Source organism: Nocardia acididurans (genome assembly GCF_016741815.1).
GTDB lineage: Bacteria > Actinomycetota > Actinomycetes > Mycobacteriales > Mycobacteriaceae > Nocardia > Nocardia acididurans.
In genome coordinates this window covers 279,331-298,184 of record NZ_JAERRJ010000009.1, presented here as the reverse complement: position 1 = coordinate 298,184, position 18,854 = coordinate 279,331, and the positions used below count along the sequence as shown (strand labels likewise).

The 18,854-nt window shown below is 66.8% G+C and carries 18 protein-coding genes; 6 read left to right on the top strand and 12 right to left on the bottom strand.

The genetic code is table 11. The features are described 5' to 3' along the window. Positions 1-48 precede the first annotated feature (48 nt). From JK358_RS24540 to JK358_RS24525, 4 genes are all read right to left on the bottom strand, one after another. On the bottom strand, positions 49-714 hold the full coding sequence (locus JK358_RS24540) for an HAD family hydrolase (protein ID WP_201951039.1): 666 nt from the start codon (positions 712-714) through the stop codon (positions 49-51). Then, the gene (locus JK358_RS24535; RefSeq protein WP_232851787.1) at positions 711-1,508 is read right to left on the bottom strand and encodes an FkbM family methyltransferase; all 798 of its coding nucleotides are present in this window, start codon (positions 1,506-1,508) and stop codon (positions 711-713) included. Before JK358_RS24535 ends, JK358_RS24540 begins: the two co-directional genes overlap by 4 nt. 245 nt (positions 1,509-1,753) lie before the next feature. Further along, entirely contained in the window at positions 1,754-2,422 is a 669-nt protein-coding gene (locus JK358_RS24530) for a YdcF family protein (protein WP_201951031.1), read from the bottom strand. An 11-nt stretch (positions 2,423-2,433) separates the two neighbouring features. Further along, positions 2,434-3,198, bottom strand: coding sequence for a GntR family transcriptional regulator (locus JK358_RS24525; protein WP_201951029.1), 765 nt, complete (start codon positions 3,196-3,198; stop codon positions 2,434-2,436). A 343-nt stretch (positions 3,199-3,541) separates the two neighbouring features. Between JK358_RS24525 and JK358_RS24520 the strand changes: the two genes are divergently transcribed. Both JK358_RS24520 and JK358_RS24515 read left to right on the top strand, forming a co-directional pair. Beyond that, complete coding sequence (locus JK358_RS24520; RefSeq protein ID WP_201951490.1) at positions 3,542-3,883, top strand: hypothetical protein; 342 nt, start codon at positions 3,542-3,544, stop codon at positions 3,881-3,883. After that, the gene (locus JK358_RS24515) at positions 3,880-4,098 is read left to right on the top strand and encodes a hypothetical protein (RefSeq protein WP_201951027.1); all 219 of its coding nucleotides are present in this window, start codon (positions 3,880-3,882) and stop codon (positions 4,096-4,098) included. The genes JK358_RS24520 and JK358_RS24515 overlap by 4 nt, the downstream gene beginning before the upstream one ends. An 82-nt stretch (positions 4,099-4,180) precedes the next feature. Here the strand turns inward: JK358_RS24515 and purL are convergent, their stop codons facing one another. After that, positions 4,181-6,472, bottom strand: coding sequence for a phosphoribosylformylglycinamidine synthase subunit PurL (gene purL / locus JK358_RS24510; RefSeq protein WP_201951025.1), 2,292 nt, complete (start codon positions 6,470-6,472; stop codon positions 4,181-4,183). Positions 6,473-6,840: 368 nt separating this feature from the next. On the opposite strand from purL, the gene JK358_RS24505 reads away from it, so the two are divergent. Then, positions 6,841-8,034 (top strand): glycosyltransferase 87 family protein, encoded by a 1,194-nt coding sequence (locus JK358_RS24505; RefSeq protein WP_232851786.1) that lies wholly within the window; start codon positions 6,841-6,843, stop codon positions 8,032-8,034. 163 nt (positions 8,035-8,197) lie between these two features. Here the strand turns inward: JK358_RS24505 and JK358_RS24500 are convergent, their stop codons facing one another. Continuing rightward, on the bottom strand, positions 8,198-9,517 hold the full coding sequence (locus tag JK358_RS24500; protein ID WP_201951023.1) for a M18 family aminopeptidase: 1,320 nt from the start codon (positions 9,515-9,517) through the stop codon (positions 8,198-8,200). Positions 9,518-9,726: 209 nt separating this feature from the next. Between JK358_RS24500 and JK358_RS24495 the strand changes: the two genes are divergently transcribed. Then, positions 9,727-10,797: an ABC transporter substrate-binding protein gene (locus JK358_RS24495; protein ID WP_307817708.1), complete on the top strand. Its 1,071-nt coding sequence runs from the start codon at positions 9,727-9,729 to the stop codon at positions 10,795-10,797. On the opposite strand, the gene JK358_RS24490 is transcribed toward JK358_RS24495, so the two are convergent. Continuing rightward, positions 10,778-11,209 carry a MarR family winged helix-turn-helix transcriptional regulator gene (locus JK358_RS24490; RefSeq protein ID WP_201951016.1) on the bottom strand — a complete coding sequence of 144 codons (432 nt, stop codon included), beginning with the start codon at positions 11,207-11,209 and terminating at the stop codon, positions 10,778-10,780. The genes JK358_RS24495 and JK358_RS24490 overlap by 20 nt on opposite strands. Positions 11,210-11,255: 46 nt before the next feature. Between JK358_RS24490 and JK358_RS24485 the strand changes: the two genes are divergently transcribed. Continuing rightward, on the top strand, positions 11,256-12,344 hold the full coding sequence (locus JK358_RS24485; RefSeq protein WP_201951012.1) for a substrate-binding domain-containing protein: 1,089 nt from the start codon (positions 11,256-11,258) through the stop codon (positions 12,342-12,344). Between the two features lie 99 nt (positions 12,345-12,443). Here the strand turns inward: JK358_RS24485 and purQ are convergent, their stop codons facing one another. Together purQ and purS are read right to left on the bottom strand one after the other, a co-directional pair. Beyond that, positions 12,444-13,121, bottom strand: a complete 678-nt coding sequence (gene purQ, locus JK358_RS24480; protein ID WP_201951008.1) for a phosphoribosylformylglycinamidine synthase subunit PurQ — start codon at positions 13,119-13,121, stop codon at positions 12,444-12,446. Next, a complete protein-coding gene (purS, locus tag JK358_RS24475; RefSeq protein WP_201951006.1) occupies positions 13,118-13,351 on the bottom strand; it encodes a phosphoribosylformylglycinamidine synthase subunit PurS in 234 nt (77 codons plus the stop codon). The genes purQ and purS overlap by 4 nt, the downstream gene beginning before the upstream one ends. Before the next feature lie 198 nt (positions 13,352-13,549). Between purS and JK358_RS24470 the strand changes: the two genes are divergently transcribed. Beyond that, complete coding sequence (locus JK358_RS24470) at positions 13,550-14,194, top strand: MBL fold metallo-hydrolase (RefSeq protein ID WP_201950993.1); 645 nt, start codon at positions 13,550-13,552, stop codon at positions 14,192-14,194. Between the two features lie 16 nt (positions 14,195-14,210). On the opposite strand, the gene JK358_RS24465 is transcribed toward JK358_RS24470, so the two are convergent. The 3 genes from JK358_RS24465 to JK358_RS24455 form a co-directional block, all read right to left on the bottom strand. Next, positions 14,211-15,746, bottom strand: coding sequence for a hypothetical protein (locus JK358_RS24465; protein ID WP_201950990.1), 1,536 nt, complete (start codon positions 15,744-15,746; stop codon positions 14,211-14,213). Continuing rightward, a complete protein-coding gene (locus tag JK358_RS24460) occupies positions 15,746-16,372 on the bottom strand; it encodes an AF_1327 family membrane protein (RefSeq protein WP_201950988.1) in 627 nt (208 codons plus the stop codon). Before JK358_RS24460 ends, JK358_RS24465 begins: the two co-directional genes overlap by 1 nt. Before the next feature lie 62 nt (positions 16,373-16,434). Continuing rightward, positions 16,435-18,738, bottom strand: coding sequence for an MMPL family transporter (locus JK358_RS24455; protein WP_201950986.1), 2,304 nt, complete (start codon positions 18,736-18,738; stop codon positions 16,435-16,437). Between the last annotated feature and the right edge of the window lie 116 nt (positions 18,739-18,854).

Sequence of the window (18,854 nt, the reverse complement as noted above, 5' to 3'; positions counted from 1 at the left end):
AGGGGTACGGACCTGGCGGGGTGAACCCTGTTCGGGGGCGGTTCGGTTTCACCCAGCGCACCGATCCGCACCGATGTCGTCGACCCACCGGCGGATCGCCGGATCGGTGAGGTGGCGATGGTGGGCGTGGGCGGACAGGGAATCCGCCGCTGCGCCGACGCCGATGACAGTGAGCCCCGCGGCGCGGGCGGCGGCGACCCCGATGGCGCTGTCCTCGAACGCCACCGCCGCAACCGGCAGCGCGCCGAGCCGCGCGCAGGCTGTGCGATAGAGGTCGGGGGCGGGTTTCGGGGCCGCCACCTCGTCACCGGCCAGGGTGAGGTGCGCGAGGCCCGCCAGCCGGGTGTGCGCGAGTGTGGCGTCGAGCAGCGCCCTGGGTGAATTGCTGGCTATCGCGACCGGGCGGACCGCCGCGGCGGCGGTGACGAGTTCGACCGCGCCGGTGAGCGCGGTCGCGGTGCGCGGCACGGCCTCGATCAGCGCGGCCAGGAGTTCGTCACCGATGTCCGGTGCCGAGGTGTCCAGCGCGTCCGCGATCAGTGTTTGCAGCGCGGTCAATCCCAGTCCGCTGGTCGCCGCCGCGGCGAGGGCGTCGGGACAGCGGCGTCCGCGCCGCTCGAAGATCTGGTCGACGGCCCCGCGGACGCAATCGTGGGTATCGGCAAGGGTTCCGTCGCAGTCGAACACGATGGCGGCCGGGCGGGCGGGGATCACTCGGGCAGTCCGTCGCGCCAGTACAGCTCCACCGGATTGAAGCCCGGCGGATCGGGGAGCCGTGGCGCGATACGGTGGAATCCGGCTTGCTTCATGGTGTTTCGAACGATGTCGCCGTCGATGTACTTGTCGTGGACTTCCAGCACCACCCGGTCGACCTGTCGCATCCACGGCTGCGGCGCGGCGAAGATATCGACCTCGCTGCCCTCCACATCGACCTTCAGCAGGTCGACGTGGGTGATGCCGTGCCGCTCCAACAGCTCACCGACGGTGCGCGCGGTCACCTTTCGGGGCGGGAGCTCCAACTGATTCTCCAACCGCCAGGGCCGCTGCCGTCGCAATTCGAACACCTCCGGGACCGCGGTGCACGTGTCCCAGAATTCACTGACGGCGAATTCGAGCTCGCCCTCGCGGCCCCCGACCGCACAGTCCTCCACGATCCAGTCCAGCCCTGACAGCTCCCGATTACGTTGCAGCACGGCGCGACTCTCGTCGATCGGCTCCACGGTCAGCAGCCGTCGCGGCCGATAGCGAGCGGTCAGATAGGCTGCGGCCTGACCGGTGTTGCCGCCCAGGTCGACAATGGTGTCCAGGCTGTCGATCCGGGTTCGCAGCGCGTACACGCGGTCCAGCTCATAGAACCGCCGCAGAAAGATCTGCCACAGAATGAGCAGGTCACTCTGGTTGCGGCGCACCATGATCGGCGCGCTCCCACCCGGAACAGCGAACTCCAGCCGAATCAGCGCGTCGTCCGACAACGGCCGCCCAGCCGCACCCAGAAATCGCCTCGCCATCCAGTACGGAGCCCGCACCCGACTCCACCCACGCCCCGCCCGTACCGCCCCGGCCATATCCCCCACCGCGGACAGCCCCTCACGCAAAACAACTCTCCCCGTCCCGACCCCGAACGCCCGATCCGCATCCGACCGCAGGTAAGCAAGCCCCACAACGCCTCCTCGATGCTTCCGTGAACCACCGACCGGCAACAATAGCAACCTTTCAGCAATCAGCCATTGTTCCGGTCAATCGTCGAGATGGGTCATCCAAGGAGCAGCCGCCGAACAAATCCCGCCTCGACCAGGGATGTGAACGCGGCCCGAACGTCGGAAGGCACGGCTTGCTCTACGGCCCATCCCTTTTCGGGATAGACCCAAATCCGCTGAGTGTCGCCGACAAGCATGTTGATGACACGATCGACATCGCCGATTCTCGCCACATAGTCATCGAGTTCCAGCGGGAGAGATCCGCAGACCACTTCCACTTCGGGCCATCGCTTCCGGCAGATGGCATAGCTGCGGCGCTGCTGATAGGGCCGGGAAATCAGCATCACCGACTTGATCGAGTCCAAGTAGCCCCGCTCGCCGAGCAGAGCACGAGTGAGTTCGATGTTGTCCCCCGTATTCGTCGCTTCGGGCTCGACCAGGATCGCCTCCGCCGGCACTCCCAGCTCGATGGCCCGCTCACGGAAGTGCACCGCCTCGCCGCGCGGGAATCGGCCCACGGTCGTCGGTGCGTTCGCGCCCGTGAACACGATCAACGGGAAGGCACCCGCCCGATAGAGATCCGCAGCGTAGGTCGCGACGCCGATGTCGTGGCCACCGAGTCCAATTCCGACATCGACGGGGCGTGGCTCCTGATGCATCTGGTTGTAGTCCCAGAGGCATTCCACAGCTGTGCGGTATTCCGCAGGCACGGTCGCCATGGGCATCGGCTGCTCCTCTACTCGGGCAGTGTGAAGTCGTACGTCCATGAGAAGCGAGATGCCGCATGCACCCCGCGGGCGAACTCGATCAGGACATCATTCGAGGTATAGGTACGGCGCGTGAGGATCATGACAGGCTCACCGGCGGGCAGTTCCAAGCCATCCGCCTCATCGGGAGTGGGCATCCGCGCGAAGATCGTTTCCGACATGTGGTCGGGTTCGTAGCCCTGCAACGTGAGCACTTCAAAGCCGCCGCCCCGACCTGCAGGGCCCGGCGTTGGGTCCACCAGCGGTGTGCCCTCGACAATCTTTGGAAGGTAGTAGCTCGTGAGCGTATGCGTTGGCCGTCCAGCGTCCCGTACGGTGCGCGCTCGCTCGTATATCGGCGAATTCGGCTCCAGCCCATAGGCTTCCGCCACTTCTGCGTCTGCCTCAACCAAGGCAACGGTCTGTGTTTGGTCGCTTCGCTGCCACGGTCGGTCGGATGCCTCGCGGTCGGCGATGAATGCGACCGTATCGCCGTACTTCCACTTCTTCTTCGAGTACCGTTCCACGCCCATCCGACGCATGGGCGGCCGTTCCCGAACGACGGTCCCGCGCCGACGAATCGCGGTGACAAGCCCCTCCGCTTCCAGCAAGTTCACTGCCTTGCGGATCGTTTTGATGTTCACGCCGTAACGACTGGCCAACTCCTCCTGCCTGGGAAGCGTCGCTCCGGGCAGGGACTCGCCTCGATTGATGGCTTCGCGCAGGTGGGCCGCTACTTCTCGGTATCCGCTCATGTCGCTTGGGTGCCCTCTCTTCACCATGCCGCATGCAGTCCTAATTAAGAGTAGCCATATTTCCAGAGTTGAGAGATACAGCCAAATAGAACCAGCTCTATTGCCATGCGCAGCCGAGAGGTGCTCCAATAGAGCTGCCCTTAATGAGCCGGAGGACACTCGATATGAAAACCATCGCGGCAGTCGCACTTCTCGCTCTAATGCTCATCCTGGCGGCCTCAACATCCATCCGCGCGGAGAGAACTACGCGCCGATCCGGTCGGCTGACCGTCGCCGCCATTCAGGCGCGACTCGCGGCTGAGTCGCCGAGGCCGTCCATACCGATGAGCCGGGGGTGGTGATCATGTTCGATCGGCCCAGCGCGGTCGGTTTCCTCCGCAGTGATATCTCCGGATGTCAGCAATCCTGGGAGGAGAACCATATCCGCAGCACCGCAGCGAAATTCGGCTACGACCTGCGGAAGACGATCGTTTTCGGCGCGGGAACCGATAGGCCCGTGCACCGGTTGCGGGTGTCGATCACACGGCTGAAGGTCGATGCTGTCATCGTTCCGAGCCTTGCTCACCTCGGAGGCACCGTGCCCACGGAGGTAGGGAGCGTGGCCGCCGTGATCACGGTATGGCCCGAGGAAATCCATCACCGCACCGTTGCGGCGCAAGCCGTTTGCGAGAGGAACGGACAGTGATCGAACCACGGCCACTCGCCCCCGAACTGGTTCGGCTGCTCAACTCCGCGAACCGGATAGCCGAGCACGGCGGCACGACCGAGACCGGAATCGAGCATCTGCTGCTGGCGATGCTGTTGAATGCCGACGAGCTGCCCGTGGACGAACTGCGCAAGCACAACCTCGAACTCGGCCAGGTGTTCACGAGAATCGCCGAGCACGCCGCGCGGCGCTGAGACGTAGGCGAATTCCGCTGCTGAAACGGCTTCGCCCGCCGAGCCCGATTCTGGGGCGCGGCGGGCGAAGGGGTCGGCTATCTCAGTGGTCGCCGCCGAAGAGGGCGGGGAGGGTGCTCTCGTGGGCGGTGCGCAGTTCTTCCAGGGTGATGGAGAACTGGCCCTGTACCTCGAGGGAGTCCGAGCCCTGATCGACGACGCCGATGCGGGTCCACGGCATGGAGCGGGCGTCGAGCATCTGGGTGAAGCGGATTTCCTCCGAGCGCGGTACGGCCACCAGGACGCGGCCCGCGGATTCGGAGAAGAGGGTGACGAACGGGTCCGCGCCTTCGGGAAGCAGGACGCGGCAACCGGTTTCGCCGGCCAGTGCGGCTTCGACGACGGTCTGGATGAGGCCGCCCTCGGAGAGGTCGTGGGCGGCGGAGATCATGCCGTCCTTGGAGCCGATGGCGAGGATTTCCGCGAGGGCCTGTTCGCGGGCGAAGTCGACCTTGGGCGGCAGGCCGCCGAGGTGGTCGTGCTCGACCTGCGCCCAGATGGAGCCGTCGAGTTCGTCGTGGGTTTCGCCGAGCAGGATCAGGGTTTCGCCGGGCTCCAGGCCGAGACCGGTGGGGATGCGGCGGTGCACGTCGTCGATGACGCCGAGCACGCCCACCACCGGGGTCGGGAGGATGGCGGTCTGGCCGGTCTGGTTGTAGAAGGAGACGTTGCCGCCGGTGACCGGAATGCCCAGGGCCACACAGCCGTCCGCGAGACCGCGCACGGCCTGCTGGAACTGCCACATGACGCCCGGATCCTCCGGCGAACCGAAGTTGAGGCAGTTGGTGACGGCCTTCGGGGTCGCACCGGTGGTGGCGACATTGCGGAAGGCTTCGGCCAGCGCCAGCTGCGCACCGGTGTACGGGTCGAGCTTGGTGTAGCGGCCCGAGGCGTCGGTGGCGAGCGCGATGCCGCGCCCGGTCTCCTCGTCGATGCGGATGACACCGGCGTCGGCGTGCTCGGCGAGCACGGTGTTGCCGCGCACGTAGCGGTCGTACTGCTCGGTGATCCACTTCTTGGAGCACAGCTGCGGGCTGGAGATCATCTTCAGCAGGGTGGCGCGCAGTTCGTCGGCGGTCTGCGGACGGTTCAGGCGCGCAGCGGAATCCGCGTTCAGCGCGTCCTGATCGGCGGGCCGCTCGACCGGGCGCTCGTACACCGGGCCCTGGTGGGCGACGGTGCGCGGCGGCACGTCGACGACGGTTTCGCCGTGCCAGGTGATGACGAGGTGCTCGCCGTCGGTGACCTCACCGATGACGGTGGCGGTGGTGTCCCACTTCTTGCAGACGGCCATGAAGGCGTCCACGTTCTCGGGGGTGACGACCGCGCACATGCGCTCCTGCGACTCGCTCGAAAGGATTTCGGCGGGAGTCATATTGGCGGCGCGCAGCGGCACCTGGTCGAGGTCGATGTGCATGCCGCCGTCACCGGCAGCGGCCAATTCCGAAGTGGCGCAGGACAGGCCGGCGCCGCCGAGGTCCTGGATGCCGACCACGAGTCCGGCGTGGTAGAGCTCGAGACAGCACTCGATGAGCACCTTCTCGGTGAACGGGTCGCCGACCTGGACGCTGGGCAGCTTCTTGCGGCCCGCGGCGGTCTCGTCGCCGGAGAAGGTGTCCGAGGCGAGGACGGAGACGCCGCCGATGCCGTCGAGACCGGTGCGCGCACCAAACAGAATGATCTTGTTGCCCTTGCCCGAAGCGAAGGCCAGGTGCAGGTCCTCGACCCGCATGACGCCCGCGCACAGCGCGTTGACGAGCGGGTTGCCCTGGTAGGAGGCGTCGAATACGGTCTCGCCGCCGACATTCGGCAGGCCGAGCGAGTTGCCGTAGCCGCCGACGCCGCGCACCACGCCGTCGACCACGCGCCGGGTGTCCGGGTGGTCGGCCGCGCCGAAGCGCAGCTGGTCCATGACGGCGATCGGGCGCGCGCCCATGGCCATGATGTCGCGGACGATGCCGCCGACGCCGGTGGCCGCACCCTGATAGGGCTCGACGTAGGACGGGTGGTTGTGCGATTCCACCTTGAAGGTGACCGCCCAGCCGTCGCCGATGTCCACCACGCCCGCGTTCTCGCCGATACCGGCGAGCATCGACTTCTTCATCTCGTCGGTGGTGGTCTCACCGAAGTAGCGCAGGTGCACCTTCGAGGACTTGTACGAGCAGTGCTCGGACCACATCACCGAGTACATGGCGAGCTCGGCGTCGGTGGGCCGGCGGCCGAGGATCTCCTTGATCCGGGCGTACTCGTCGTCCTTGAGGCCGAGTTCCTTGTAGGGCTGTGCCGTGTCCGGGGTGGCCGTGGCGTTGCTGACGGTATCGACGTGGCTGGTCACGGGAATACCAGAGTCCTTTCGGCCGGGCAGGTCAGGACCGAGAACCGGCATGGCTGGATATCGGCGAGATACGAGGGTGAGTCTAGTTGCCTGCGTAATCGCTACTTCGGCCTACCCGCGACTGTGTGCTCGAGCACATCGATGCGATAGGCGACAACTGATTTCGCGAGGTCCGGGTAACTCACCGGGTACGACCACAATGGATTCGGCACCCAACCGGCGGCACGCGTGCACAAGTGTCGGCGGCACCCGGCCGCGCGCAGAAGGTTCGGGGAGGCGGTACAGCTACTCTGTGCGATGTGAGCGATCGATCCGGGCTTGCGGATCCGGCGGAGAAGCCCGCGACCGCATCAGAAGGTTTTGCAGGTTTGACGCGTAGGCAGCTCGAATTGCTGGCGATCGCGATCGGCCTGTTCGCGGTATCCGCGATAGTCAGTTATCTGGCCAGGTTCTGGTACGGCTACATCGATCTACAGGTGTACCGCAACGGCGCGCGGGCGTGGCTGGACAGCAAGGACCTGTACGGGCCCATGCCGCAGGTGATGGGGATCGGGCTGCCGTTCACCTATCCCCCGCTGGCCGCGCTGTTCTTCGCGCCACTGGCGCTGATGCCGCTGGCGGTCGCCGAATGGGTGGTGCTGGCGACTTCGGTGCTGTCCCTGGGCATCACGCTGTGGGTGGTGCTGGATCGGCTGCGGCCCAGCATGGATCGGCCCACCCGGCTCGCGCTGGTGATCGGCTCGGTCGCGATCTTCCAATTGCTGGAGCCGCTGCGGCAGACCTTCAACTTCGGTCAGATCAACCTGGTGCTGATGGCCGCCATCACCCTGGATTGCCTGGTGCGCAAGCCATTCTGGCCGCGCGGCATGCTGATCGGCATCGCGGTGTCGGTGAAGCTGACGCCCGCCGGATACCTGCTCTACTTCGTGCTGCGCCGGGATTGGCGCGGCGCGGCCACGCTGATCGGCGCGACCATCGGCGCGGTGGCGGTGGGATGGGCGGTCTTCCCGAAGGATTCGCCGAAGTACTGGTTCGACACGTTGCTGGACACCGGCCGCATCGGCCCGCCCTTCTACGCCGGCAATCAGTCCCTGAAGGGTTTCGCCTTCCGCCTCGGCGTCTCCGATTCGGCCGCCACCCTGATCTGGCTGGGTCTGTCCGCAGTGGCGGTCGCGCTGGCGGCGATCTGGATGAAACGCCTGTTCTCGATCGGCGCGGACGCCGCCGCGCTGATGGTGAATGCCGCTACGGTGCTGCTGATTTCGCCAGTCTCGTGGTCGCACCACTGGGTCTGGATCGCCCCCGCGCTCATCGTGGCCGCCGACGCCATCGCGAACGGCCGCCGCAGCCGCTGGTTCACCGGCGCGGTCGGCTTCGCCTTCGTCATGTTCGCCGTCGGCCCGCAGTGGGTCCTCCCCCACGACAAGGACCGCGAACTCGACTGGTCCTGGTGGGAACAGATCCTCGGCAGCAGCTACGTCCTGTTCACCATGGCGATCTTCGTGGTGGCAGCGCTCACCTATCACCCGCAGCCCTCGAAGCCCGCGCAGCAACCGGCCTGACCTGCCACCCGGCCTGGCCATACCGCTGTGGTCGCCCTCGTCATACCACGGTGGCCGCCCTCGTCATCTCGGCATGCTTTTGGCCGGGATCCACTGCGGCGGATGTGGATTCCAGCCAAAAGCACGCTGGAATGACGAGGGGCGCGTTGCCGCGATGCGCGGTCTAGCGCGGCGGCTCCGGGGTGAGGAAGGCGGCGAGTGCCGCGGCGTAGGCGGGAATATCGGCCGCGCCCATCATTTCCCGGGCCGAGTGCATGGCCAGCTGGGCTGCGCCCACGTCGACGGTGGGCATGCCGGTGCGGGCCGCTGTCATGGGACCGATGGTGGAGCCGCAGGGGAGGTCGGCGCGGTGGACGTAGCGCTGCAGCGGGACGTCGGCCTGGGAGCAGGCGAGCGCGAAGGCTCCGGCCCCGGCCGCGTCGGTGGCGTAGCGCAGGTTCTGGTTGACCTTCAGCACCGGTCCGCCATTGACCTCGATACGGTGCGCGGGCTCGTGCCGGTCGGGGTAGTTGGGGTGGGTGGCATGCGCCATATCGCCTGAGGCACAGACGGATCCGGCCAGGGCGGCGAGGTATTCGGCGCGGCCGCCGCCGCGGGTGAGGACGATGCGCTCCAGAACCGTGGGCAGTAAACCGGATTGGGCTCCCCGGTCGGATTGGCTGCCGACCTCCTCGTGGTCGAACATGGCGAGCACCGGCACCGCCGCACCGGGTTCGGCGACGGCGGCGAGGAAGGCGCGCAGGCCCGCGTAGCAGGTCCCTTGATTGTCGAGGCGCGGCGCGGACACCAGATCCAGGTCGCGGCCGATGAGCTTGGACGGCACCAGGTCGTGGGTCATGAGTTCCCAGCCGAGCACGGCGGCCGGTTCGATGCCGGAGCGTTCGGCGATGAAGGCCATGAACGAGCGCGGTTCCCCGCCGATCCCCCACACGGCGTTGACGTGCCGCTGCGGATCCAGTTTCACCCCGCCCCGGTCCTCGGACAGGTGGATGGCCAGCTGCGGCACCCGCAGGATCGGTTCGTCGATGCGAATCAGCCGCTCCCGCACCACATTTCCGTCGCGCACCGACAGCCGCCCGGAGATGCCGAGGTCGCGGTCGAGCCAGGAGTTGAGCCAGGCCCCGCCGTAGGGTTCGAGCCCGACCATCTGCCAGCCCGCCACGGCCAGGTCCGGATGCTGTTTCACGCGCAGGTTGGGGCTGTCCGTGTGCGCGCCGACCACCCGGAACGGGGTGGCCTGTCCGGTGCGGAATCCGGTGGGCGCGCCGGGGCCGCCGTCGGCCCAGGCGACCAGGGATCCGCTGCGCACCACGTAATAGCGTCCGGCGCTGTTGGAGGGCCAGGGCGCGGATTCGGAGAGCCGGGTGAATCCGTGGTCGTCGAGTTCGGCCGCCACCGTGCGGCACACATGGAACGGCGACGGGGAGGCATCGATGAATTCACACAGTCCGGCGGCAGTAGCGGTGGTCTCGGCAACTGGCATGACCAGATCCTAAGCATGTCCGGTTCAGTTTCCGTCGCGCGGTGGCACCTGGGCCGCGCGGGCGTGGCGCGGTAAACGGGTTCCGCTGGTAATTAAAGGATTTCGAGGGAAGTCACCGGAAATGGGATTTCGATCCCCGAACTCCGAAGGTGTCGCGGGCATACAATCAGTTCACGTTCCTGTACCCGGGTTCGTGCCCGGCGGGAGGGGTGAATACCGTGCGGCAGTCCGGGGAGCTGGGTGACTCGTTCGATATCCTGCACATCGCGCCCACGCGGGGCCATGCCGCGATGTACGGGCCGTCCTGTGAAGCGCTGGCGCGCCTGGCGGTCGGCGAAATCAATTCCTCCGACGGAATTCTCGGCCGCGAAGCCTGTCTGACCGTGCTGGACGGCGGCGGCGACCCGATACTGCTGGGCCGGGAGGTGTCGGCGCTGGTGTCGACCGGCCTGGTGCGCGCGGTCACCGGCAATCCGCCCAGCCCCGATCGGCTGGCCGTGATGCGCGCGGTCGCGGGCCGCACCCCGTGCCTGTTCGGCTACGGACACGACGGGCTGGCCCCGTATCAGCCGGGCACCTTCATGATCGCCGAGCATCCGGGCGCGCTCACCTATCACGTGGTGCGCTGGCTGTATCGCGAATACGGCCTGCACCGTTGGGTTCTGGTGGTCAGCGACTACGAGTGGGCCTGGCGGTTCGCGGCGATCCTGCGGCGGCTGCTGGCTCCGCCGCATGTGGTGTTCGCCGAATACTCGATCCCGATGGGCAGCCGGGATTTCGAGCCGGTGCTCACCGATCGGTTGCTGGATCTGGCCGACGGCCTGCTGATCGTCATGACCAGTGCCGACGCCATTCGATTCAATCGCGCGTTCGCGGCGACCGGCCGGGCCGAACGTCAGGTGCGGGTGGGTCCGGCCTTCGACGAGGATGTGCTGCTGGCCAGCGGCCCGGATGCCAACCGGAATGTGTTCGTGGCGTCGAGTTCGCTGCCGGATCGGGCGGACAGCCGGGCGCTGCGCGACCGCTACGGGCAGTGGTATCGCGAGATTCCGCCCGCGGTGGGCCGTTTCGCGTACGGGTCGTATCTGTCGGTGCACGCGCTGGCGGCGCTGGTGGAGGCGGTGGGCTCGCCCGCGGTGCCGCGGATTCACAGTGCGCTGCACGCGCGCTCGGTATTCGAGGGCGTGCCCGGCGAATTCCGGTTCTGGGACGATCAGATCCTGCGGCCGGTGCGCATCGCGCGCGCCGACGGGGTCGACCTCACGGTGCTGACCGGGTGACCTGTTCGAGAAGTCGCAGCAGTTCGGCGTAGTCGCCGCCGCCGAGGGTGCGGCGCAGTTCGGCTTCGGCGCGCATCTCTTCGGCGCGTACCTCTTCGACGAGTTCGACGCCGCGGCGGCTCAATCCGATGAGGATGCGGCGGCGGTCGTCGGCGGCGGCGACGCGGAAGATGAGTCCACGTTCGGCCAGGTGGTCGGCGTGCCGGGTGGCGGAGGAGGGCGGCAGTTGCGCGCGGTGCGCCAATTCGCTCATGGTGATGCCGATGTCACTGGAGAGGTTGGTGAGCATGCACCACTGGTCGGGTGTCAGGCGTCTGGCACACAAAGCGGCGTCGAGGTGACGAAGCCAACTGCGCTCCGCGGCCCTCAGTGCACCATGCAGGGTGGAAATTCCACCTAGAATTGTCGCCATAATTCCCGCCCGTCCAAATTCCATCGAACGAGGGGAAGGGTATCCGATGACCCCGTTCGGCGGGAATCCCGAGAACTGTATCGAGATCCTCAACATAGTGCCGCAGCAGGGGCCGGGCGGTATCTTCGCGCCCTCGTGCGAGGCGGCCATTTCTCTGGCCGTTCGAGAAATCAACGGCGGCACAGGAATTCTCGGCCGGGAATTACGGGTGACGCACATCGACGGCGGCCGGGATCCGGCGGAAGTGGCACGGGAAGTGTCGGCGCTGCTGGCGACCGGGATGGTGCACGCGATCACCGGCTGGCACACCTCGGCGGTGCGCAGTGCGGTGACGGCGGCCATCGCGGGGCGGGTGCCGTACCTGTTCGCCACCGATCACGAGGGCGTGGAACAGTCTCCACCTGGTCTTTTCCTGATCGGCTCGAATCCGGGGCGGCAGATTCTGCCCGCGCTGCGCTGGCTGAAACGGGAGCTGGGCGCGCGCCGCTGGGCCATCATCGGCAACGACTACGTGTGGCCGCGCCGGACCGCCGACGCCGTGCGCGACGAGCTCGGGCATCGCGGGGCCGCGGATCTGGAACGGTTCCTGCCCCTGGAGCAGTTCGTGCCCATGGGCACCCAGGATTTCGAGGGCTTCCTGTCCGATCCCCGGCTGGATCTGGTGGACGGGGTGATCGTGCTGCTGGTCGGCGCGGATGTGGCCCGCTTCAACAAGCAGTTCGCCAAGATCGGCCGCGACGAACGGCAACTGCGGGTGAGCCCGGCCGTGGACGAGAACGTCCTGCTGGCCGCGGGCCGCAAGGCGAACCGGAATCTCTACGTGCCGTCGAGCTTCTTCGTCAACGGAGCCGAAGGCAAGGACCGCCTGGAGCGCTACCGGCGACTGCACGGCGAGTTCGCCCCCGCCCTCACCAACTTCAGCAATACCGAATACGAGGCGGTCAGAACCCTCTGCGCCATGGCCCAGGCCGCCAACTCCCTGGACGTCCGCCAGGTCCACGCCGCCGTAGACAATGGCGCGATACTCGAAACCCCCTCGGGCACAATCGGATTCGATGGCAACCAGGTGGTGTTACCCGGTTACATCGCCCGCGCCGAGGGGGTCGAGTTCGAGATCCTGGACCGGATCAGCTGAAGATCCTGTCAAGGGTTTGAGGCTCAGCCCCAGCCAGGGGTTTGGGGCTTGCCCCAATGGGGGTTTGGGGGGCGAAGCCCCCTTCACCCTCTGCCTCGTTCAGGCAGAAACCAGCGCGTCGAGCACCGACAGGAACATGCCCAGCCCGTCGTCACTCGGCCCGGTGAGCGCCTCGGTGGAGTGCTCGGGATGCGGCATGAGCCCCACCACCCGGCCATTGGCCGAGGAGATGCCCGCGATCCCACGCTGCGACCCGTTCGGGTTGTCGCCGGAGTAGCGGAAGACCACGCGGCCTTCACCTTCCAGCTCGTCGAGCACGGACTCCGAAGCCTGGTAGCGCCCCTCACCCGACTTCAGCGGGATGAGGATCTGCGCACCCGGCTCGTACCGCGAGGTCCACGCGGTATCGGTGCCCTCCACGGTCAGCCACTGGTCGCGGCAGATGAAGTGCAGCCCCTCGTTGCGGGTGAGCGCGCCCGGCAGCAGCCCGGCCTCGCACAGGATCTGGAAGCCGTTGCAGATGCCGAGCACCGGCATCCCCTGCTCGGCGGCCTTCACGACCTCGCCCATGACGGGCGCGAACCGTGCGATGGCCCCGCAGCGCAGGTAGTCGCCGTAGGAGAAGCCGCCCGGCACGATGACCGCGTCGACACCCTTGAGGTCGGCGTCGGCGTGCCACAGCGACACGGCCTCGGCCCCGGCCAGCTTGGCCGCGCGGGCGGCGTCGACGTCGTCGAGCGTGCCAGGGAAGGTGATGACTCCGATGCGTGCGGTCACAGCCGGACGACCTTCCAGTCCTCGATGACGGTGTTGGCGAGCAGCGATTCGGCGATCTGCGCGAGTTCGTCGTCGCTCACATTGTCGGCGACATCGAGTTCGAATCGCTTGCCCTGCCGCACATCCGAGATTCCCGGGTGACCCAGGCGCCCCAGCGCGCCGACGATGGCCTGTCCCTGCGGATCCAGGATTTCGGCCTTCGGCATCACCTCGACCACGACACGTGCCACGCGTTGCTCCTCAGCTGGTGGGGCGGCGCTCGGAGACACATGCAGCCGAGCGGGGGTTTCGCTGATCAGGGTAGTCGGCGCTGACCTGCGCGGTGCCGCCGGGTGGCCCCGACGTGCGCTGCGCCACACCGGCGGGGGCAGCGGCCCGGTCCGGCGGGGCAGGAGCGCGATGGCAGCCTCGGGACTACCGTTGCAAGCATGCGCATAGCCCATTTCGGACACTCATGCATTCTGGTTGAGCTGAACGGGAGCAAGATCCTCTTCGATCCGGGCACGTTCTCGCACGGGTTCGAGGGCATCACGGGGCTGGACGCGATCGCGGTGACGCATCAGCATCCCGATCACATCTGCCCGAATCGGATCGAGGCGTTGATCGAGGCGAATCCGCGGGCGCGGCTGCTGTCGGATCCGCAGACGGCGATGCAGCGCGGGGAGCCGTGGGAGGCCGTGCATGCCGGAAATGTCTTGAAGGTCGGCGATGTCCAGGTCACCGGCGGCGGTGGCCGGCACGCGGTGATCCACCCGGAGATCCCGGTCGTCGACAACACCGTCTTCCAGCTTGGCACCCCCGACGATCCGGCGCAGCTGGTGCATCCGGGCGACTCGCTGTGGGTGCCGCCGGTACCGGTGGGCGTGCTCGCCCTGCCCGCCGTCGCGCCGTGGATGCGGATCAGCGAGGCGGTGGATTACCTGCGCGCGGTGAATCCGCGCATCGCCTTCCCCATCCACTACGGCATCATCGAGCCGCAGGCGCAGGGCATCTATTTCGGTCGCCTGAACGAAATGGGCCCGGCCAATACGGAGTTCAAGGTCATCCAGGCCGAGGACAACGCCGAATTCTGATCGGCCGGACCGTCTTTCAGGACCGGCCCAGCGTCACGCTCAGCCCGTCGATCCGGAATTCGCGCACCGTGACGTCGACGGCGGTATCGGTGAACCGCCTGCCGCCGAGCGTCGAGGTGACGAACTGCCGGATCGAATCGGGTTGCGTGGCAAGCGAACCCAGGATGTCGCCGGGCACTTCGACGGTGCCGTCGAAGCGCCGCGCCTGGGTGCCGATGCCGCGCTGCTGCGGCAGCTGCCGCAGGCCGTCGACCATGTGCAGGATCAGATCCAGCCGTTCACCGTTCCCGACATCCACGCGCAGCGTGGTCGGGGTGTTGGAGATGTCGAAGTTGGCCACCGTCGCGGTCCAGCCCGCCGCGGACCGGCCCGCGTAGCTGTACGGCGAGGGCTGGATGGACTCGTCGATCGAATGATCGGCGGCGGTGTTCTCCAGCCTGGTCCCGGCCAACGGCTGATCGGTGGCCACGAACCGCCACGCGGCGTCGGTGAGCTGCTTCACCCAGTAGCCGGTGCGCCCGCCGCTCTCGCCCTCGATCCGCAGTTCCCGTGCGTCCGAACCGATTCCGGTCTTGTGCACCGAGATGCGGTCGGTGATCTCACCGGGCACCTTGGGCTGGCGCACCCAGTCCGGGGCCGGGAGCTGGATGGCGGCGGTGCCGGAATCCACCCGCTCCGACAGCATGTCGGGCGCTTCGCGCAGTCCGCGCTGATCCTCGTACGAGTACCGGAAGAAGACCTTGTCCGCGCCGGAGATGTCGAAGTCGTAGAGCCGCGTGTACAGATCGCCGAATCGGTTGACCACCAGGGTGGTCGAGGCGCTGGTGGACAGCTTCACCGCCCGGAAGCGGCCGTTCGCCGGGGTGGCGAGCTCATAGCTGTGGTCGACCGGCAGCCACGGATCCACGTAGGCGATGCGGCAGCCGCCGTCGACGAGGGCGAAGACATGCGACACCTTGGCCCCGCCGACGGGGTGGTCGTTGCCCGCTGTATCCCGCCAGACGTGATCCTCGTTGGGCGAGAGCACCGACCAGGTCCAGTCGAGAGTGCCCGCGGGCAGGGTGTTTCCGGCTCCGGTCCACAGCGGGGTGCCGTAGCGGGTGCTCCAGTTCCAGTCCTTCGGCGCGCTGAGCGCGTGGTCCATGGTGAAGAACCAGCCGTCGCGGTCGATGGCCATGACCTCGTCGTCGTCGGCGGAGACGCCGGCGATCCGGCCCTCCATGCAGCCGGGCAGCGGGAGGCTGCGCCAACCACCCTGGGCGGCGGCTTCTTTCACGTAGATCCGGCCGTCCCGGGCGGCGAAGGACCAGCGCCGGTTGAACGATTCGGTGGAGGTGCGGAAGTAGATCTGTTCGGGCAGCGCGATTTCCGCGGCGGGCAGCGTCTCCAGTCCGGCGTTCGTATCGTCCACGCCGATCTCGGGCGTGCCGACGGTGCCGACCAGGCCGCAGCCGCCGGTCTCCGCCGAGGCTCCGGAAAACGTTGTCAGCCCGGCGAATACCACTCCGGCCACCAGGCCGACGACTCCACGCTTGACATTACCCGCTCGCATCACAGCCACCCCATCGCTCCGAAGATTCCGATCGCCACCGCGTCCACGCCCAGGATCGCGCCCACCGCAATGACTTTCGCCTTCACGGTCGGCAGATCGTGCACGAAGAAGCAGGCCGCGAAGAACGGCACGTACCCGATGAGCCAGATGAGGAACGGGAAGCTCGGCTGCCACCAGGACCATTCCCAGGTGAGCACCCCGGCCTTGTTCAGCAGCACCTCGACGCCCACCGCGGCGGCGGAGTTGAGGGCGATGAGCACCGGCCGGTTGGGCAGCCCGAAGATGCGGGTTTCCTTGGGCGGCAGCATCTTCGCCGCGGTCACGCCCATGATGGCGAACATGAAGCAGATCTCGATGTTCAATCCGATGAGCAGCTGGTACGCCGTCGGCCCGGTCGCGCCCCAGACGGGGGCGCGACCGGTGGCGTGGAAGACGATCGAGTTCCAGATCTCGTTGAACAGGTCGACGCCCCACAGGGCGATGCCCGCGAACAGAACGTTCCAGTTCCGGCGCTCGACCTCGGTGGCATAGATGTAGATGACGAGCAGCAGCAGTGGAATCACGTACCACTGGAATTGACTGCTGTCGCGCAGCAGGTCGAGCGCCGTGCGGGCGGACTCGGTCATTGGCGTCCCTCTCTCCGGATGACCGCAAAACGCCCTTGAGTTTTACAGATCTACATCAAATGTCAACCTGTAAACACCTTCTCCTTCTCGGCCTCGTGCCGTTGCAGCTCGCGCAGCTTCGCACCCTCGACGTCGATGTCGGGCACGATCCGGCTCAGCCACTTCGGCATCCACCAGGCCGCGTCGCCCATGAGCACGAGCAGCGACGGGATCAGGATCATGCGCACCAGGAAGGCGTCGAACAGCACGCCCGCGGCCAGGGCGAAGCCCATGGATTTGGCGCTGACATCGCCCTCCATGATGAAGGAGCCGAAGACGAAGATCATGATGACGGCGGCCGAGGTAACCACGCGAGCGCCGTGGTGGTAGCCCTTCACCATGGCCTCCTTGGGCCGCTCCCCGTGCACGTATTCCTCGCGCATGCGGGTCACCAGGAACACCTGGTAGTCCATGGCGAGGCCGAAGACCAAGCCGATCAACATGATCGGGAGGAAGCTGATGATCGGCCGCGGTTCGGAGACCAGACCGAACGCGCCCTCCTGGAAGATGAGCACGGTCGCGCCGAAGGTGGCGCCCATGGACAGCAGGAAGCCGAGCGCGGCCGTCAATGGCACCAGAATCGACCGGAAGACGGCGATCAGCAGCAGGAACGCCGCACCGGCCACAATGGCCAGGTAGGGCACGATCTTGCCGAGCAGCACATGGTCGATATCGGCGTAAATGGCTGTGGTGCCGGTGATTCCGTACGCCATGCCGTACTGGGATTCGAATTGCGATTCCGCGTCGCGGGCATCGCGCACCAGATCCTTGGTCTGCTGGTCGTTGGGCCCGGTCTTGGGCACGCCCTCGAACGTCGCGCCCGCCCTGTCCTCGCTCCAGGTCGGTTCGGTCACGTAGTTCATGTCCGGATAAGAGTCGAGTTTGTCGCGCAGCGCGGTGACGGCCGCCTCGCGATTCTCGGCCGGGGTGTTCGACAGGTCGACCGCGACCTGCAGGACGCCGTTGCTGCCGACGCCGAACCCCTCGGTGCGCAGTTCGTAGGCTTTGCGGGCAGTCGAGGTCTTGGGCAGCGAATCCTCGCCCGGCAGACCGAGATTCATGTTCAGGGCGGGCAGTGCGAGCAGGCCGAGCACGACGATGCTCAGGATCAGGGTGACGGCGGGCATGCGGCCGATGAGTGCGGCGACCCGGCCGCCGTTGGTGATCGCGGTGTCGTCCTCCGGATCATGCTGGGCGATGAACGGCAGCTTCGGCTTGAACAGGAACCGGCCGAACGCGCCCAGCAGCGCGGGCATGAGGGTCAGCGCCACCAGGACCGCGAAGGCCGCGGCCACCGCGCCGCCGAGACCCATGAAGGTCAGGAAGCGGACGCCGACGATACTCAGGCCGACCAGCGCGATGATGACGGTGAGGCCCGCGAACACCACGGCGGATCCGGCCGTGCCGAGCGCGACGCCCGCGGCCTCCTCCGGTGAATCCTGCACGGACAGTTCATGTTTGTAGCGGGAGACGATGAACAGCGCGTAGTCGATGGACAGCGCGATGCCGATCATGGAGGCCAGGAAGGTGGTGAAGCTCGGGATCTCGAGCACCGAGGTGCCGAGGAAGATCACCGAGGTGGCCGCACCGAGACCGACGAGCGCGGTGAGGATGGGCACGAAGGCGGCCACGATCGCGCCGAAGGACACGATCATCACCAGGAATGCGAAGAACATGCCGACCATTTCGGCCTTACCGCTGGGCTGCTCCTGCTCCATGGCGATGGTGCCGGACAGCTCCACCGTCAGTCCGGCCTGGCGGGCCTGATCGGCCACGTCGTAGGCCGCCTTGCGATCGTCGGCGGTGATATCGGCGAAATTCTTGATGGTGAACGGAACGCTGAGCACCGCGACCGAATCCGGATGCTGCTGATTCAGGACGTTCAGCGGGGCATTACTGCACTTGGAGATGAAGGCGCCGGAGGTGCGGTCACCGTCGAGGCAGCCCATTTCCCGAGCGGCCTCGATGGGGTCGGCCAGCGGTTTGCTGTGATCGACGATATTCAGCTCGTCGAGCTTGGTCACGAGGGCTTGCACCGCTCGGAGATTGTTCTCGTCGGTCAATTTCGTCCCGGCGGGCGCACCGATCACGTAGACGCCGGTGACGGCGTCGAACGCGTATGCCTGCGACATGCCCGGAAAATGCTTGTCCAGGATCTCCGTGGCCCGCTCGGACGGCAGGTTCGGGATGTCGAAGGCATTGCTCATCGGCTTCTGCAGACTGAACCCGAGTATGCCCAGCACCAGCCACAGGGCGATCCATACGGGCAGAACGATCCACTTGCGCCGATAGGCGAACTTCCCCCACCGATACAGATAGACGGACACGCGCATCTCCTAGGCGGTAGCCGGATTGTGCAATCGGTCAGTCGTGCAGTTTTGACATCCGAGTTTGCTACGCAATTGCGGACGAATCAAGCGATACAGTCGGGAATCGAGTGACG

Excerpts from the sequence above, each read along its gene's own strand:
- JK358_RS24525 (WP_201951029.1), bottom strand. The coding sequence starts at position 3,198 with ATGAGCGGATACCGAGAAGTAGCGGCCCACCTGCGCGAAGCCATCAAT.
- JK358_RS24485 (WP_201951012.1), top strand. The coding sequence starts at position 11,256 with ATGACCCCGTTCGGCGGGAATCCCGAGAACTGTATCGAGATCCTCAAC.
- JK358_RS24470 (WP_201950993.1), top strand. The coding sequence starts at position 13,550 with ATGCGCATAGCCCATTTCGGACACTCATGCATTCTGGTTGAGCTGAAC.
- JK358_RS24460 (WP_201950988.1), bottom strand. The coding sequence starts at position 16,372 with ATGACCGAGTCCGCCCGCACGGCGCTCGACCTGCTGCGCGACAGCAGT.
- JK358_RS24490 (WP_201951016.1), bottom strand. The coding sequence starts at position 11,209 with ATGGCGACAATTCTAGGTGGAATTTCCACCCTGCATGGTGCACTGAGG.
- JK358_RS24520 (WP_201951490.1), top strand. The coding sequence starts at position 3,542 with ATGTTCGATCGGCCCAGCGCGGTCGGTTTCCTCCGCAGTGATATCTCC.
- JK358_RS24530 (WP_201951031.1), bottom strand. The coding sequence starts at position 2,422 with ATGCCCATGGCGACCGTGCCTGCGGAATACCGCACAGCTGTGGAATGC.
- JK358_RS24500 (WP_201951023.1), bottom strand. The coding sequence starts at position 9,517 with ATGCCAGTTGCCGAGACCACCGCTACTGCCGCCGGACTGTGTGAATTC.
- JK358_RS24465 (WP_201950990.1), bottom strand. The coding sequence starts at position 15,746 with ATGCGAGCGGGTAATGTCAAGCGTGGAGTCGTCGGCCTGGTGGCCGGA.
- JK358_RS24535 (WP_232851787.1), bottom strand. The coding sequence starts at position 1,508 with ATGGCGAGGCGATTTCTGGGTGCGGCTGGGCGGCCGTTGTCGGACGAC.